Below are 15,204 nucleotides of genomic sequence, written 5' to 3'. Positions count from 1 at the left end.
TTCCGGAGCTGTCCTGTTTTTTAAAGACGAAGGAATTGGCAATGGCTCGCATTATCGAAACGTCAACCGGGTTAGACGCCCTTACCTTCGACGACGTGCTCCTGCAGCCGGGACACTCCGAGGTCATGCCCGGCCAGACGAATATCGCCACCCGCATCGCACAGGATATCGAGCTCAACCTGCCGATCATGTCAGCCGCCATGGACACGGTGACGGAAGGCCGTCTTGCCATCGCCATGGCCCAGGCCGGCGGCCTCGGTGTTATCCACCGCAATCTGACCCCTGTGCAGCAGGCCGAAGAGGTTCGCCAGGTCAAGAAGTTCGAAAGCGGCATGGTGGTCAATCCGGTAACGATCGGCCCCGACGCGACGCTCGCCGACGCGCTCGGCCTGATGAAGGCCCACGGCATTTCCGGCATTCCTGTCGTCGAGAAGTCGCAGCGCCTGGTCGGCATCCTCACCAACCGTGACGTCCGCTTCGCCTCCAATCCGGAGCAGAAGATCCACGAGTTGATGACCCACGAAAACCTGATCACGGTTGCCGATGGCGTGCAGCAGCAGGAAGCCAAGCGCCTGCTGCATACGCATCGCATCGAGAAGCTGCTGGTTGTCGACGGCGAAGGTCGCCTTATCGGTCTCATCACCGTCAAGGACATCGAAAAGTCGCAGCTCAACCCGAATGCCTCCAAGGATGCGCAGGGCCGCCTTCGCGCCGCCGCCGCCATCAGCGTCGGTGATGACGGTTTCGAGCGTGCCGAACGCCTGATCGATGCTGGCGTCGACCTCCTGGTCGTCGATACCGCCCATGGCCATTCGCAGCGCGTCCTCGATGCCGTCACTCGCGTCAAGAAGCTCACTAATTCGGTTCGCATCATGGCCGGCAACGTCGCCACCTATGACGGCACGCGGGCGCTGATCGATGCCGGCGCGGACGCCGTCAAGGTCGGCATCGGCCCCGGCTCCATCTGCACGACCCGCATCGTCGCCGGCGTCGGCGTGCCGCAGCTCGCCGCCATCATGTCGGCGGTCCAGGCCGCGCAGGATCAGAACATCCCCGTTATCGCCGATGGTGGCATCAAGTACTCCGGCGACCTCGCCAAGGCCATCGCCGCCGGCGCTTCCGCCGCCATGGTCGGCTCGCTGCTGGCCGGCACCGATGAAAGCCCGGGCGAGGTCTATCTCTATCAGGGCCGCTCCTTCAAGGCGTACCGTGGCATGGGCTCCGTCGGCGCCATGGCACGCGGCTCGGCCGATCGCTACTTCCAGGCGGAAGTGCGCGACACACTGAAGCTGGTGCCGGAAGGCATCGAGGGCCAGGTGCCTTACAAGGGGCCGGTCTCGGGCGTGCTGCACCAGCTCGCCGGCGGCCTCAAGGCTGCCATGGGCTATGTCGGCGGCGCCGATCTCAAGGATTTCCAGGAGCGTGCCACTTTCGTGCGCATCTCCGGCGCCGGCCTGCGCGAAAGCCACGCCCACGACGTCACCATCACCCGCGAAAGCCCGAACTATCCGGGTTCCGGCGGCTGATCGATGCGGAATGGCGCTGAAGGCAATGTCAGGTCCCTGCAGGGCCTGACGGCGGTCCTTGCGGCCCTATCACTGGCGCTGTTCGCTTGGATCTATGCGGGCTTCGTCACCGCTTTTCGCAATGCGGCGGCGGGCCAGCAGATGCTGGATGCGCGCATCGGCGGCTATGAGGCCGACGATGTCGTTGCCATGGTGCGCTACCTCAAGGATCACCCCGATCCGGCTTATATCCTTCATTCCATGTATCTCGGGCCGGAGCTGGTCTTCCCGCTGGTACTCGGAGGCCTGCTGTTCTGCCTGCTGCGGCTGGTCGGACCGGGCGGAACCTTCTTCGGCCGATCTATTCCATCAGCGGCCATCACCGCGATCTTTTGCCTGCCGATCGTCTACGGCGCGATGGATTATGCCGAGAATATCGCGGGCCTGCTGCTCTATCCGCCGGCCACGCCGTCGGACGATACCTTGACGCTGCTGTCGAGCCTGCTGCCGATCATCGTGCGGCTGAAGTTCCTGTCGCTTGTCATCACCATCATTCTGCTGGCCCGTTTCTCGATTTTTCGTTACCTGTCTCCCGGCGGATCCAGGCCGTCCTGAGCGGTAGCTTCAGCCGCTTTGAAATCGTAAAGGAGTTGGCGGCGTGACCGGTTATGAAATGTTGTGGCCCATGGTGGCCCATGCGGGGCTTGTCTATATTCTCTACGGGTTATTGGGCCTGCGCCGCCGCGATCTGGTAAAGGCCGGTAAGATCCGGCTATCGCAGTTTCGCGAGAACCATGCCGCCGAGGAGCCGGCGGAGAGCCTGGTGGTGCGCAACTGCATCGCCAATCAGTTTGAACTCCCCGTCCTTTTCCATGCCTGCTGCATCACCCTGTTCATCGCCCAGGCGGATAATCTGCCGGCCGTGATCCTCGCCTGGATCTTCGTCGCCACGCGCTATGCCCACGCCTATGTGCATGTCACGAGCAACAACCTGCGCTACCGCAGCCCGCTTTTTGCCCTTGGCTATATCGTCCTTGCCGGCATGTGGGCGTGGCTTGCCGTCTGGCTCGCCGTTACGCAGGCCATGCCGGCTTAGGTCGCCCGCGGTACCGTTTGTGCGAGTCCAAGGGCTGGCGTCCTGCGCCGGCCTTTGTCGGCTATGCAGGAACGCATTATTACATTTCGCATGTGAAATTGTACTTTTCCCCTCTACATTCATTGAGTATGCCTGGAGCATAGCTTGCCTGCGTCTTTGGCGTCGCTTTCGTGACAATGAAACGGGAAATGCATGAGCCCGGAAAAACCAGCCCGCATCGAATTCCGCAAGCAGCCGAAGCAGGAACGCAGCATCCAGCGCGTCGATGTCATTCTGGCCGCGGCTGCGCAGCTCATTGCGGAAAAAGGCGTCAGCGCCATGAAAATGACGGAACTCGCCGCCGTGGCCGGCGTGCCGATCGGTTCCGTCTATCAGTACTTTCCCGAAAAGGCGGCGATCGTCACGGCACTGTTCGACCGCCATGCTGTTCTTGTGCAGCAGAAGACGAAGGAAGTCTTCGCCACCGTGACATCGCTCGATCACGCCGTCGATCTCGTTTGTGGCACGATCGACTGGTACTATCGCGAGTTCCGCGGTGATCCGACCTACATGGGTGTGTGGCTTGGAACGGAAATGGACGGAGATCTTCTGAAGCTCAACATCCAGCATAGCAATCGCGTCGCCGAGATCTTTCGCGAGGGTATCGAACCCTTCCTCCCGGCCGGTAGTTCCATCGATCTGCAGGCCCGCACCCAGCTCTTCAGCCACCTGATCGGCGCCTCCGTCCGCCTCGCCATCATGAGCGACAAGGAGCTGGCGGTCCGCATGCTCAATGAGTGGAAGCAGGTGATCCGGGTGACGTTGTTAGCGGAGCCGGCAGAAGGAGGCAGTAGGCAGTAGGGTTTTGGCCACTGCCTATAACTCTCACCAACCCGGCAGAATATGCCCGGCGCGCAGGCGCGGATAGGCGCGCGGAAAGGTCTTCACCTCGCCATCAAGATCATCGTCGATCGCCGCCGGCGTGATGTTGTCGAGGCAGGCGGAGATATGGGCGGTGATGGCGTTCATCAGCGACACCGAAAGGCCTGGCCGCTTCATGATGCCGATCTGCACCGGCGGCAGCGGCGGGAAGCCGTCGGCCTGGGTCAGGACCTTCATGCCGGTGCGCAGTGCCGATTCCGGCATCACCGAGACCGCCATGCCGGCGAGCACGGCAGAGGCGACAACGGTGCAGGACCAGCTTGTGAACAGGACCTGATAGTCGCGGCCGCCGGCATCGAGTGCCGAGCAGGCAAGCTGGCGCCACGGGCAGTCGCGTCGCCCGACCGCGAGCGGAATGGGCGCGTCGTCGCGCAGCGGATGGTTGGCGGATCCGACCCAGCACAGCGGCTCGGTCCGCACCACATCCGACATTCTCTCGCGCGGATTATGGGTGACCAGCGCGATATCGAGCTCGCCCCGATGCATGCGCTCGGCGAGATCGACGGAGGGCTCGCAGACGATATAGAGCTCGACATTCGGATGCGTCTTGGCGAAGCGGCCGATGATCTCCGGCATATAGCGGTCGGCGTAATCGTCGGGCGTGCCGATGCGCAGCGTACCCTCGAGCCGGTTGTCGTCGAAGGCGGCGATTGCCTCGTTGTTCAGGCGGATGATGCGGCGGGCATAGTTGAGCAGCTTTTCGCCCTCGGCCGTCAGCCGGTTGCCGCGCCCGTCCTTGATGAAAAGCTGCTTGCCGACGCGCTCTTCCAGCCGGCGCATCTGCATGGACACTGCCGACTGCGTCTTGAACACCCGGTCGGCCGCCTTGGTGAAGCTGCCGGAATCCACGATGGCGATGAAGGTCTGCAACTGATCGTTATCAAGCGGCGCGGACATGATCTCACCTATAAAAGAGTTTGATGCTTACCATTAGAAACATTCGTTGGACTGATCAATAGGTGTTTGGCATCTTCCTAATGCAAATCAGCATACCAATCGACAGACTTCCTGCTGAATTCCTCCCAGCCAACCCCTTTCCCGCACCACCGGGAAGGGGCTCGGCTAGCGCGTGCCTGAAGGAAAGGACCTTGAAATGAGCACGACAGACCGGACACTACATCTCGGCCACGCAAGGCCGTCGCTGCCCCTGACGGCACGCCTGACGCTTGCTTTCGATAAGATGGCAAAGGTCTGGCGCACATTCCGCAACCGCAGCGAGATCAACTACCTGCACGAGCTGAACGACAGCCAGCTGATGGACATCGGCCTGACACGCCAAGACCTGATGTCGGCACTGACGACCTCGACCTTTTTCGAGGATCCGTCCTGTCAGTTGAGCAATTCGGCGCGCCACCGCGCGCGCCTCTTCGGCCTCGACAACGACCGTCGTTGATGCCGGCCATATGTTTCCCCGCAGGGTGATAGCCAATAAGCCCTGCTGCTTGCCCGGTGTCCGGCCCCAGTGCCGACACCGGGTTTTTTCTTTTCAAAGAGCAACTTCGGCGATGAAAAAGATACTCGCGGAAATTGCCATGTGTTACGACCGAGCTGATAAGCGGGAGACTAGCACAACGCTGCCTGGCGGTGGCCGCACTTATACCGGCGCCAGCCTGCCCGACTATGATGCCAAGGCTACCGATCTGACCTGGAGCCGTGTCCTCAGCTTCCACGACACTATCAAGGCGTAGGCTTGAACTGAAAATGGTTGTCGCTTAAATTATCGGCATCCGTCATTCCAGCAGGATGTGTGCAGCAATGGATTTCAACCCGATCACAATGCCTTCCAGCCTTGTTACCGGGGAATTCCATATCCATGCCTGCATCTATCACACTTTCCAATCTATCATGGTCGACGCCTGACGGCCGGCCGCTTTTTTCCAATCTCGATCTGAGTTTCGGCGCCGAGCGTACCGGCCTTGTCGGACGCAACGGCGTCGGAAAGACGACGCTTCTCCAGCTCATTGCCGGCGAACTGCAACCCCAATCCGGGGCTACATCCTTTGCGGGTAGCCTCGGCGTGCTCCGCCAGAGCGTTCAGGTCGAACCTGACGAAACCATCGCCGATCTCTTTCATGTCAGAGAAGCGCTGGCCGTTCTGCGCCGCGCCGAGGCGGGCGAGGCGACGGCCGAGGAGCTCGTATCGGCGGACTGGACGCTGGAAGCGCGTGTGGCCTCCGCACTCCACCGCGCCGGTCTCGATGCGGAGCCTCGGACGAGTCTTGCGGCGCTGTCGGGCGGGCAGCGAACGCGCGCCGGCCTTGCCGCGCTGATCTTTACCGATCCCGACTTTCTCATCCTGGATGAACCCACCAACAATCTGGACCGTGAGGGCAGGGAAGCCGTAATCGCACTGCTCGCAGGCTGGCGCGGCGGCGCGATCGTCGTCAACCATGACCGGGAATTACTCGACACGGTGGACGCCATCGTCGAGCTGACTTCGCTTAGCGCTACGCGCTACGGCGGCAACTGGAGCCATTACCGCGAGCGCAAGGCGCTCGAACTTGCAGCGGCCGAACATGATCTTGCCGATGCCGAAAAGCGTGTCACTGAAGTTGCCCGCGCCGCGCAGGCAACGGTGGAGCGGCAGGCGCGAAGGGACAGCGCCGGCAAGAAGAAGGCCGCAAAGGGCGGCATTCCGCGCATCCTGCTGGGCGGCATGAAGGAGCGGAGCGAGATGACGAGCGGCGAAAGCGCGCGCCTCGCCGAACGCCAGCATGCGGAAGCACTGGAGGATGCCGCCGCAGCCCGCCGCCGCATCGAAATCCTTCAGCCCCTGTCCGTCAAACTTCCGTCGACAGGATTGCCGGCCAGCAAGATCGTCCTGAAGATCGACGGTGCGACCGCCGGCTATAGGCCGGAACAACCGGTCATCCGCGATCTCTCCTTCGACATCACGGGGCCTGAGCGGATTGCCGTCACCGGCCCGAACGGTTCGGGCAAGACAACATTGCTGGCGCTTATCTCCGGAGCGCTGAACCCTTGGGCCGGAACGGTGCGTGTCATGACCACGTTTTCCATGCTCGATCAACGGGTCAGCCTTCTCGACCCGTCTCTCTCGATCCGAGACAATTTCCGGCGGATAAACCCACAGGCGGATGAGAACGCCTGCCGCGCCGCCCTTGCTCGCTTCATGTTTCGAGCGGATGCAGCACTTCAGATCGTCTCCACGCTCAGCGGCGGGCAATTGCTGCGCGCCGGCCTGGCTTGCGTTCTCGGCGGACCGACGCCGCCGTCGCTGCTGATCCTCGACGAACCGACCAATCATCTCGACATTGATTCGATCGCCGCGGTCGAGACGGGGTTACGCGCCTATGACGGCGCGCTTCTGGTGGTCAGTCATGATGAGGTTTTTCTGGAAGGCATTGGGATTTCGTGGCGCTTGGAATTGCCTGCGCGGCGGGCCGTTGATCACACAAACAAATGAATGGGCCGTTCAATCAATTTGCCACGAAGGAGGCCAATGATCGAAGCTCTCGATCGGCACCGTGCCACATAAAAGCGTATACAATGGTTCTGCGGGAAAGTCGTTCAATCGAATAACCAGCGCCCCTTCACATGGATCGATAGCCGAATAGATGAATTCCGCATCCTCCGTTTTTCTCCAACAAAGGTTGCGTTGCAGAAAAGACTTCGTGATCATTTCTTCCACCGCGAGACGGCGCATGACAGCGCAGTCGGTCTTCATGCCTATTTTGGCGCGGGCTTACCTTCCGCCTTGGTATAGCTGTCGAAGATCGCCTCCATATTCTTCTGGTAGTTCTTCTGCACTTCCAGGCCGCTGTCGAACATGGCATTGAACATCTCGGTATAGGCGGCCATGTCGACGCCGGGGGCGGCGGGTTTGGCTTTAGGTTCTTCCTTCGGCGGCTCCGGGGCTGCCGAGACGTTGCGCATCATATCCTGAAAGGCCTTGGCGAAGGGATTGTCGAGGAACGGATTGGAGGCGGCATCAGGCTTCTTGTGTTCGGTGGGCTGCGCGCCAAACATCAGTTCCATCGCCTGGGTGAAGGGATTGTCGAAGATGCTCGCCTGCGGCGTCGGCTGCTGCTTTGGCGCAAAGCCGATGCTCTGCAGCCAGTTCTGCATCATCTCGCCCATCGCCGTGTTGAGGAAGGGATTGGCCATCTGGGGCATCTGGCCGCTGGTTTCCTTGAACAGACCACCCATCAGCGTGTCGGCCATGACAGGCAGCATGCGCTTGTAGATGTCCTGGCCGATGCCGGTCATCTGCGCGGCTTGCGCGGCCACGGCACGCGACACCTCTTTGGAGCCGAACAGGCGCCCCAGCACATTGTTGCCGTCGGCAATGCCTTGCGGCGTGAAGGCCTTGCTCATGTCCTCAAAATATTTGGCATAATTGCCGGAGGTGATGTCCTGCATCACGCCCATGAAATTATAGGGGTCGGTCGCGCTGCGCTTGAAGCCGGAGGAAAAGGCGGGCATCAGCGCCGCCATGGCCTTGGTCGCCTGCTCCTGCGCGAGGTTGAACTGCTTGGCCATCGCCTCGGTGGCTGCGCCGTTCTGTGCCTGCATCATCATGTCGAAGAGTGGCAGCATCGAAGTTCCTTTCCCCCGCAATGAGGCCGCTTCTGAATCAGGCGGCGCTTGATTCAGATAGTATAGCGGGAAAAAAGAGGGCGCATACCGGTTTCTATCGGCCTGCCACCGCAGAACTGCGGCCGGCCCTCAGTATTGATATTCCTCGAAGACCGGTTCGACCGATTGGTTCCAGCGGCCGTGATAGAGCATCAGCAGGTCGTCGGAGAGCGTGCCCTTCTTGGCGAGCACCTCCTCGAGGGGGGCGAGGAACACACTTTCATCTTGGCCGTCGCCGTTCAGCCGCGCGCGGCTCTTCAGACCGCTGCGGGAAATGCCGATGACCTCGCGCGCCACGTCGAACAGGCCGTGACCCTTGATCGCGGCCTTCAGGCCCTGCACCGGCACGACATCGCGTAGCGTACTGACCTCTTCGAAGGTCCAGTCCTTGGTCAGCTCATCCGCCGCGGCAAGGGCCGCGTCGTCGTAGAGCAGGCCGACCCAGAAGGCCGGCAGGGCACAGATGCGCCGCCACGGGCCGCCGTCGGCACCGCGCATTTCCAGGAAGCGCTTGAGACGCACGTCGGGGAACAGCGTGGAGAGATGGTTGGTCCAGTCGCCCATGGTCGGTTCCCATTCGGCGATCTCGCCCTTCAACGCGCCGTTCATGAACTGGCGGAAGGTGACGTGGGTGCAGTCATGATAGCGACCGTCGCGAACGACGAAATACATGGGAACGTCGAGCGCCCATTCGACATAGTCGTGGAAGCCGAAATCGTCGCGGAAGGTGAAGTCGAGCAGGCCGCCGCGCTGGTTGTCGGTATCGCGCCAAATCTCGCCGCGCCAGGAGGAAAGGCCGTTCGGCTTGCCCTCGGTGAAGGGTGAGGAGGCAAACAGCGCCGTCGCCAGCGATTGCAGCTTCATCGACACGCGCATCTTGCGGCGCATGTCTTCTTCCGAGGAGAAGTCGAGGTTCACCTGGATCGTGCAGGTGCGGTACATCATGTCGAGGCCTTCAGTGCCGACCTTCGGCATGTAGCGGCTCATGATGTCGTAACGCGATTTCGGCATGCGCGGCGTCTCGGCCAGCGTCCATTTCGGACTGCCGCCGATGCCGAGGAAACGGATGCCCATTGGCTCGGCGATTTCGCGCACGGTCGCCAGATGCTGGTTCGATTCCTTGCAGGTCTGGTGAATGGTTTCGAGCGGCGCGCCTGAGAGTTCGAACTGGCCGCCAGGCTCGATCGAGATGGCGCCCATGCCTGTGGGTTCAGCGAGTCCGATGATGTTGTCACGGTCCAGGATCGGATCCCAGCCGGACTTCGCCTGCAAGCCCTTCAAGAGCGCGGAAATGCTGGCGTCGCCGGCATAGGGCACGGGACTGTTGTCGGCGCGGAAGAACACGAATTTCTCGTGTTCCGTGCCGATGCGGAACTGCTCCTTCGGCTTGTTGCCGGCGGCCAGATAGGCCGTCATGTCCGAGACCGAGGAGAGCGGAGTCTGGTCGGTAGTATCGCGCGCCATGGTATTACCTTGATCTCGGAAAGAAGCCCGCGCAAGAGACGGGCCGGTTGGAAGGGTGATTGCAGCGGATTGACGTACGGTGCAAGTGAATTTCTTTCAAGAGCCGTTCAAAAAAATAGGATCTTGTGTCTGAAAAGCGCCTCGCAATAGCGCCATTCGGCGGCGCACTTGCACAAGCGTTCAAGACGCTTGGCCATTCCCGTGGATAGTTTTGCTTCGACAGTCAAAGAGCGGAGCATATCTATGTTCGATGAAATAGGCCCTTATCCCGTCTTGACGCTGCTCCTGGCGTCGCTGGTGATCATGGGCAGTCCCGGCCCGTCGACGATCAGCGCAACGGCGGTGGGGGCGGCCTATGGTTTCCGACGGTCGCTTGGCTACGTGTCCGGCCTCATCGTCGGCACGGTTGCGGTCCTCCTGGCCGTGGCGACCGGCGTCGTCGCGTTTCTGCTGTCCGTGCCGCGTGGCGCGCTCGTGCTGACAGCAGTTTCGGCAGCCTATATCCTCTATCTCGCCGTCAAGATCGCAACGGCACCACCATTGGCGCGCCGTGATGATCAGGTTGCCGCTCCTGCATTTTCCGGTGGCTTCCTCTTGGCGGTCGCCAATCCGAAAGCCTATCTGGCGATCGCGGCCGTCTTCGCCGGCGTCAGCCTGTTTCAGGATCGGCGACTGCTCGACGCGATGGTCAAGATCGCGCTGCTGACGGGAATGATCGTTGCCATCCATGTGATATGGCTTCTTGTCGGCGCCGCGCTCTCGCGCTTTCTTCAGCATCCGGCGATTTCGCGGGCGGTGAACATCTCCCTGGCTGTCCTGCTGGTCGTAGCCACGGCATTTGCCGTGGCGGGCTGACATAGGCGGGCTTGTTTATGATGTGAAGCCTTATCCGCTATAAAAGAGCGAAGCGCCGCCGCAGCCGGCTGAGAATTGCAATGAAGGCGCTGTTCGTTATAACCATTCCAATCGCTTGATGTGAGAGGAGACGCAGCATGGACCGGTTCACCGGCGGCTGCCTGTGCGGCAATGTCCGATTCGTGGTGTCCAGCCTGCCATACCGGGTCGGCCTTTGCCATTGCCTCGACTGCCGCAAGCATCATGGGGCGCTTTTTCACGCTTCCGCGATATTTCCTCAGGATGCGGTGACGGTCGAAGGCGAAACGCGTGATTACGCCGGGCGGTTTTTCTGCCCCCGCTGTGGATCGCCTGTTTTCGGGCGCAGCGCGGACGAAATCGAAGTGAACCTGGGGTCGCTGGATGCCCCCGATCAACTGAGGCCGACCTACGAACTCTGGACCGTTCGTCGCGAGTCCTGGCTGCCGCCGTTTCCGCTCATGAGGCGATACGAGCGCGATCGTGACGCCACGAGCCGCTCCGAGGAGTAGGTCGCACCCGCGCCAGCCGCTCATCGCAGCCTCTTGTCGGAGGCCGCGAATGACAGTTGGCTTCAAAATAATAGGTCCTAGTTCCAGTCGCCGATCGCCGCCTGGATCACGGCCATTGCCGCTACCGCCGCCGTGTCGGCGCGCAATATCCGCGGGCCCAAGGGAATGGCGGTGACGAAATCGAGGCTGCGCAGCAGCGCGCGCTCTTCTTCCGAGAAACCACCCTCGGGGCCTACCAGCAGCGCCAGATGCTTCTCCTCGATCTTCGCCAGAAGCGGCAGCGGGTTTTGTCCGGCGTCGCCCTCGTCGCAATAGATGATGCGGCGTTCCCTCGGCCAGCGCTCGAGCAGATCGGCAAGCTTCACCGGCTCGGCCACCTCGGGAATACCGAGAATGCCGCATTGCTCGGCCGCCTCGATCACATTGGCCCTGACCTTGTCGAGATTGGTGATCTTGCCTTGTACGTGCTGGGTCATGACCGGCTGTAAAAGGCCAGCACCCATCTCCACCGCCTTCTGCACAAGGTAATCGAGCCGTCCGACCTTCAGCGGCGCGAAGAGATAATGAAGATCGGAAGGGGCGGGCTGCGGCCGTGTCTCCTCAACCGGCGTCATCAGGATGCGCTTGCGCGAGGGAAAGGAGAGGCTGGCTTTCCATTCGCCGTCGCGGCCGTTGAAGATCAGCAACTCCGCACCATCCTCCATGCGAAGCACATTGGCGAGATAGTTGAATTGCTCCTGATCGGCCTCGATGGCGGCATTTGCCCTGATATCCGAAACCACGAACAGCCGTTGCATGCGGAAATTGGCGCGCATGGGTAACCCTTTAAATGAAGAGCGCGACCATAGCCCAATATACCGTGGCTGCAAGCAGGGCCGAAACCGGCACGGTGATGGTCCAGGCGGCGATGATGGTCATGAAATGCGAGCGGCGCACAAGGCGCCGGCGATGGATCTCGTCGGGATTGTGAATGTGGGCTTCCGCGGGCTCGCTACCGGTGATCCCGGCGCTTTCGGCCTTCATCCTCATATAAGCCAGCCGTCGCTTTGAGTGGCTGGTGTACCATTCGCGGAAGAAGCCGACGCCGAAGACCGAGCCGACGGCGATATGGGTAGAGCTGACGGGGAAGCCGAACCAGGCGGCAACGATAACGGTCAGCGCCGCCGACAGCGCCACGCAATAGGCGCGCATCGGGTTGAGCTTGGTGATCTGCTCGCCGATCAGGCGGATCAGGCGCGGACCGTAAAGCAGGATCCCCACGGAGATGCCACAGCCGCCGATCAGCACCACCCAATAGGGCGCGGTCTGGCCGGCGGCGCCAGCCACGACGCTGAGACCGCCGCCCAGGCTTACGCTGCGAACAATTGCGGCCAGCGGACCGATGGCGTTTGCAACGTCATTGGCCCCATGCGCAAACGACATGAGCGCCGCCGAGCAGATCAGCGGTAGGCGGAAGAGCTTGCGCAGCGCGCTGTTCTTGTTTTCGAGCCCGGCGGACTGCGCCGCCACGAACGGTCTTGCACCGAACCACGTTATCAGGCCAACGCCGATGCCGATCGCCAGGATGAGGGGGCCGGCAACCGTACCCTTGGGCGCGAGCTGCAAGACAAGATAGGCAGTGAAGGCGCCGGCCATCAGGCCGATGAGAATCGGAATCCAGTATTTGGCCGCCGCGATCTTGTCGTCGCGGTAGATGATGAAGGTCTTGATGAAAAACAGCATGCTGGCGGCGATCGTGCCACCGAGAAATGGGGTTACCACCCAGCCGACGGAGATTGCCGCCAGCACATGCCAATTGACCATTTGCGGCCCGACGGCGGCGGCGCCCGCCCCGACGACCGCCCCGACGATGGTATGGGTGGTCGAGACCGGCGCTTTCAGCCAGGTGGCGAAGTTGATCCAGAGCGCGGCCGACAGCAGCGCCGCCATCATCAGCCAGGCAAGCTTGCCGCTGCTGATGATCCGGTCGGTATCGATGATGTGGGTCGAAATGGTCTTGATGACGGGGCCGCCGGCGATCGTGGCGCCGAGAATTTCGAAGATGGCTGCCATGACCAGGGCCTGCGTCATGGTGATGGCGCGCGCGCCGACCGCCGCGCCGACATTGTTGGCGACATCCTTGGCGCCGATGTTCATGGCCATGTAGCCGGCAAGGGCGGCGGCGGCGATGACCAGCGTCGCGCCGGGCCGGTCCAGCACGTAGATGCCGGCAAAGAACATGGCGAGGCCGAGAAAAACCAGGCCAAGGCCGGGAGCGATCAGCCGTTTTGTGACATGATTGGCCGCATCCTCGACATAGGTGAGTTTGTCGAGGTCCTTGTCTAGCGTCCGTTTTGTCAATGTTGCTGGTCGGTCGTCGGGCATGCCGTACTCTGAATCTAAACACACAGTTTTACGCTGGACGGCGAGCCGGGCAATGCCCGGGATCGCTCCAGCACAACTTATTTGTTGGAAATATCTAGCAGTTTACTTTGACTGCGCTATGGCAGGCGTCGCCTTCATCCGCTCCTGGAAGGTGAGGATGATATCACGCAGCTCCGGCTCGCGGACCCGCTTGGCGGCGTCATCGCAGGACGCCCACTCGATCGAGCGCTCGCCCTTTTCCTTGAAGTTCTTGGCCAGATTGCTGACCTCAAGCGCATAGACCTGAACCCGGCACGGCACCTGGATGCCATCCTTCAGAACCTTGTCGTAGTTGAATGCGCCAAGCGGGTCGGTTTCCACCGTCCCATGCACGCCCGCCTCTTCGTAGGCCTCGCGCGCTGCCACCTCATGCGAGAGCTTGCCCGGCATCGGCCAGCCCTTGGGAATAACCCATCGGCCGGTGTCGCGGCTGGTCAGCAACAGCACTTCCAGCTCGCCCGTCTTCTTCTTCACCCGATAGCAGAGCGCGGCATATTGCTGTCGCGGCGGGCGCCGAAACATGAGCTGCACATCATTTGCGAGACGGGTGAGAATGGCCAAGAGTCGGGTCACCATAAAGAGCTTGAGTTGAGAATCGGATATACATTAGCATTGTGTGGAAAAATTGTGCATTCCATATGAACTCATATGGTATTTCTTCACATCTTTATTGAGTGTTCCGTAGCAAAAAATGTGCCGATTCGGCCTCTGATATTCGCCAGTGATTGTGCTGTAAGCGACATGGGCTACCGTTTACATGCCGCAGATGGCGCAATTGCTCGGCCGCTCTTCCTATCATACTGGAAAACAAGATAAATCTTCGCTATGCCCGAACGCTCCCCGCCGCAACGTCTTCCGCCGCTGAACGCGCTGCGCGCCTTCGATGCCGTTGCTCGTCGCGGCAGCATATTGCAGGCGGCGGACGAACTCGGTGTTGTGCGCGGCGCCGTGCGTCAGCAGCTTGCCATCTTGGAGAGCCATTTCGGCGTTGCTTTGTTCCGGCGCGATGGCCGGCGACTGGTGCTGACGGAGAAGGGCAGGGCCTTTGCCGATGCCGTCGGCATCGCTTTCGGCATTCTGACGCGGGCTTCGAGCGCGCTCACGGTGGATGATCGACGCGCTATTCGTCTTGGCGTCCCTTCCGCCTTTGCCATCTGGTGGCTGATGCCGCGTGTCGCCGATCTGCAGGCGGCGCTTCCCGATATTGATATGGACATCATTCCCATGACGACCGTCGAGCCGCTGGTGCGCCATCCTGATCTCGACGCGGTGATCATGGGCGGCGAATATCGGCCGGCGCCGAACATCACTGCCATTCGTTTCATGGAAGACGAATTCGGCCCGGTCGCGACGCCCGACCTTGCGATACGCCTCGGCCTTGTCGCTGGCGCGGAGGCTCTTGCCGGCGCTGTCGCCCTGACCAGCCGTTCCGCGCCGAGTCTTTGGGACGATTGGTTTGCCGAAAGCGGCCGGACACCCATCCGCTTTGCCCGAAATCGTGAGTTCGAAGACCTGCTTCTGGCGATCGGCGCCGCCCGCTCCGGTGTTGGCGTTGCCATCGCCCCACGCACGGCCGTCGGCGAGGACATCGAACGCGGCACACTGACGGCACCGTATGGTTTCATCCGCAGACCGGCGGGATACAGCCTCAGCGTCCGCAGCGGCGATGCGAAAGATGCGGCGCTTGTGGGATTGGCGGAATGGCTGGTGCGGGCAGGCGCGGCCCGTGTCTGACGGTCTCGGCAAGCCCTAAGAATACCGGCAAACGAGCATGGCAGATTTTCTGCCCTATCGTTCATTCCAATGTCCATCGACACCGCGCCATTCTCCGTGA

17 protein-coding genes are annotated in these 15,204 nt (G+C 61.4%); 10 read left to right on the top strand and 7 right to left on the bottom strand.

Features of this window, described 5'->3' with window-relative positions; translation table 11 throughout:
* Positions 1 to 41: 41 nt before the first annotated feature.
* From guaB to AB6803_RS21220, 4 genes are all read left to right on the top strand, one after another.
* Positions 42 to 1,526: an IMP dehydrogenase gene (guaB, locus tag AB6803_RS21235; RefSeq protein WP_007699958.1), complete on the top strand. Its 1,485-nt coding sequence runs from the start codon at positions 42 to 44 to the stop codon at positions 1,524 to 1,526.
* A 3-nt stretch (positions 1,527 to 1,529) separates the two neighbouring features.
* Positions 1,530 to 2,120 (top strand): hypothetical protein, encoded by a 591-nt coding sequence (locus AB6803_RS21230; RefSeq protein ID WP_371110745.1) that lies wholly within the window; start codon positions 1,530 to 1,532, stop codon positions 2,118 to 2,120.
* A 43-nt stretch (positions 2,121 to 2,163) separates the two neighbouring features.
* A complete protein-coding gene (locus AB6803_RS21225; protein ID WP_371110744.1) occupies positions 2,164 to 2,601 on the top strand; it encodes an MAPEG family protein in 438 nt (145 codons plus the stop codon).
* 192 nt (positions 2,602 to 2,793) lie between these two features.
* Entirely contained in the window at positions 2,794 to 3,441 is a 648-nt protein-coding gene (locus AB6803_RS21220) for a TetR family transcriptional regulator (RefSeq protein WP_371110743.1), read from the top strand.
* A gap of 24 nt (positions 3,442 to 3,465) precedes the next feature.
* On the opposite strand, the gene AB6803_RS21215 is transcribed toward AB6803_RS21220, so the two are convergent.
* Positions 3,466 to 4,419 (bottom strand): LysR substrate-binding domain-containing protein, encoded by a 954-nt coding sequence (locus AB6803_RS21215; RefSeq protein ID WP_007699948.1) that lies wholly within the window; start codon positions 4,417 to 4,419, stop codon positions 3,466 to 3,468.
* Between the two features lie 196 nt (positions 4,420 to 4,615).
* On the opposite strand from AB6803_RS21215, the gene AB6803_RS21210 reads away from it, so the two are divergent.
* The 3 genes from AB6803_RS21210 to AB6803_RS21200 all read left to right on the top strand — a co-directional run bounded on the left by AB6803_RS21210 (position 4,616) and on the right by AB6803_RS21200 (position 6,946).
* Positions 4,616 to 4,915 carry a DUF1127 domain-containing protein gene (locus AB6803_RS21210; protein WP_371110742.1) on the top strand — a complete coding sequence of 100 codons (300 nt, stop codon included), beginning with the start codon at positions 4,616 to 4,618 and terminating at the stop codon, positions 4,913 to 4,915.
* Between the two features lie 112 nt (positions 4,916 to 5,027).
* Positions 5,028 to 5,210: a hypothetical protein gene (locus AB6803_RS21205; protein ID WP_371110741.1), complete on the top strand. Its 183-nt coding sequence runs from the start codon at positions 5,028 to 5,030 to the stop codon at positions 5,208 to 5,210.
* Between the two features lie 125 nt (positions 5,211 to 5,335).
* Positions 5,336 to 6,946, top strand: a complete 1,611-nt coding sequence (locus AB6803_RS21200; RefSeq protein WP_371110740.1) for an ABC-F family ATP-binding cassette domain-containing protein — start codon at positions 5,336 to 5,338, stop codon at positions 6,944 to 6,946.
* 9 nt (positions 6,947 to 6,955) lie between these two features.
* Here AB6803_RS21200 and AB6803_RS21195 read toward each other — a convergent pair whose 3' ends face one another.
* The 3 genes from AB6803_RS21195 to AB6803_RS21185 form a co-directional block, all read right to left on the bottom strand.
* Positions 6,956 to 7,207 carry a hypothetical protein gene (locus AB6803_RS21195; RefSeq protein WP_371110739.1) on the bottom strand — a complete coding sequence of 84 codons (252 nt, stop codon included), beginning with the start codon at positions 7,205 to 7,207 and terminating at the stop codon, positions 6,956 to 6,958.
* Between the two features lie 2 nt (positions 7,208 to 7,209).
* Positions 7,210 to 8,079 (bottom strand): DUF937 domain-containing protein, encoded by an 870-nt coding sequence (locus AB6803_RS21190; RefSeq protein WP_371110738.1) that lies wholly within the window; start codon positions 8,077 to 8,079, stop codon positions 7,210 to 7,212.
* Between the two features lie 129 nt (positions 8,080 to 8,208).
* Positions 8,209 to 9,582, bottom strand: a complete 1,374-nt coding sequence (locus AB6803_RS21185; protein ID WP_371110737.1) for a glutamate--cysteine ligase — start codon at positions 9,580 to 9,582, stop codon at positions 8,209 to 8,211.
* A 243-nt stretch (positions 9,583 to 9,825) separates the two neighbouring features.
* Here AB6803_RS21185 and AB6803_RS21180 point away from each other — a divergent pair, with 243 nt between their 5' ends.
* Positions 9,826 to 10,437 carry a LysE family translocator gene (locus AB6803_RS21180; RefSeq protein WP_371110736.1) on the top strand — a complete coding sequence of 204 codons (612 nt, stop codon included), beginning with the start codon at positions 9,826 to 9,828 and terminating at the stop codon, positions 10,435 to 10,437.
* A 137-nt stretch (positions 10,438 to 10,574) separates the two neighbouring features.
* The gene (locus AB6803_RS21175) at positions 10,575 to 10,967 is read left to right on the top strand and encodes a GFA family protein (protein ID WP_371110735.1); all 393 of its coding nucleotides are present in this window, start codon (positions 10,575 to 10,577) and stop codon (positions 10,965 to 10,967) included.
* 77 nt (positions 10,968 to 11,044) lie between these two features.
* On the opposite strand, the gene AB6803_RS21170 is transcribed toward AB6803_RS21175, so the two are convergent.
* From AB6803_RS21170 to AB6803_RS21160, 3 genes are all read right to left on the bottom strand, one after another.
* The gene (locus AB6803_RS21170; RefSeq protein WP_371110734.1) at positions 11,045 to 11,782 is read right to left on the bottom strand and encodes a 16S rRNA (uracil(1498)-N(3))-methyltransferase; all 738 of its coding nucleotides are present in this window, start codon (positions 11,780 to 11,782) and stop codon (positions 11,045 to 11,047) included.
* Between the two features lie 10 nt (positions 11,783 to 11,792).
* A complete protein-coding gene (locus tag AB6803_RS21165) occupies positions 11,793 to 13,331 on the bottom strand; it encodes an inorganic phosphate transporter (RefSeq protein WP_371110733.1) in 1,539 nt (512 codons plus the stop codon).
* Positions 13,332 to 13,433: 102 nt separating this feature from the next.
* Positions 13,434 to 13,931 (bottom strand): NUDIX hydrolase, encoded by a 498-nt coding sequence (locus tag AB6803_RS21160; protein ID WP_371110732.1) that lies wholly within the window; start codon positions 13,929 to 13,931, stop codon positions 13,434 to 13,436.
* 264 nt (positions 13,932 to 14,195) lie between these two features.
* On the opposite strand from AB6803_RS21160, the gene AB6803_RS21155 reads away from it, so the two are divergent.
* Entirely contained in the window at positions 14,196 to 15,104 is a 909-nt protein-coding gene (locus tag AB6803_RS21155; protein WP_371110731.1) for a LysR substrate-binding domain-containing protein, read from the top strand.
* The last annotated feature ends 100 nt before the right edge of the window (positions 15,105 to 15,204 follow it).

This window comes from Rhizobium sp. RCC_161_2, assembly GCF_041355235.1.
In the GTDB taxonomy this organism is placed as follows: domain Bacteria; phylum Pseudomonadota; class Alphaproteobacteria; order Rhizobiales; family Rhizobiaceae; genus Rhizobium.
Note: the sequence above shows the minus strand (reverse complement) of the source record. Positions and strands in the feature narration are given on the sequence as shown.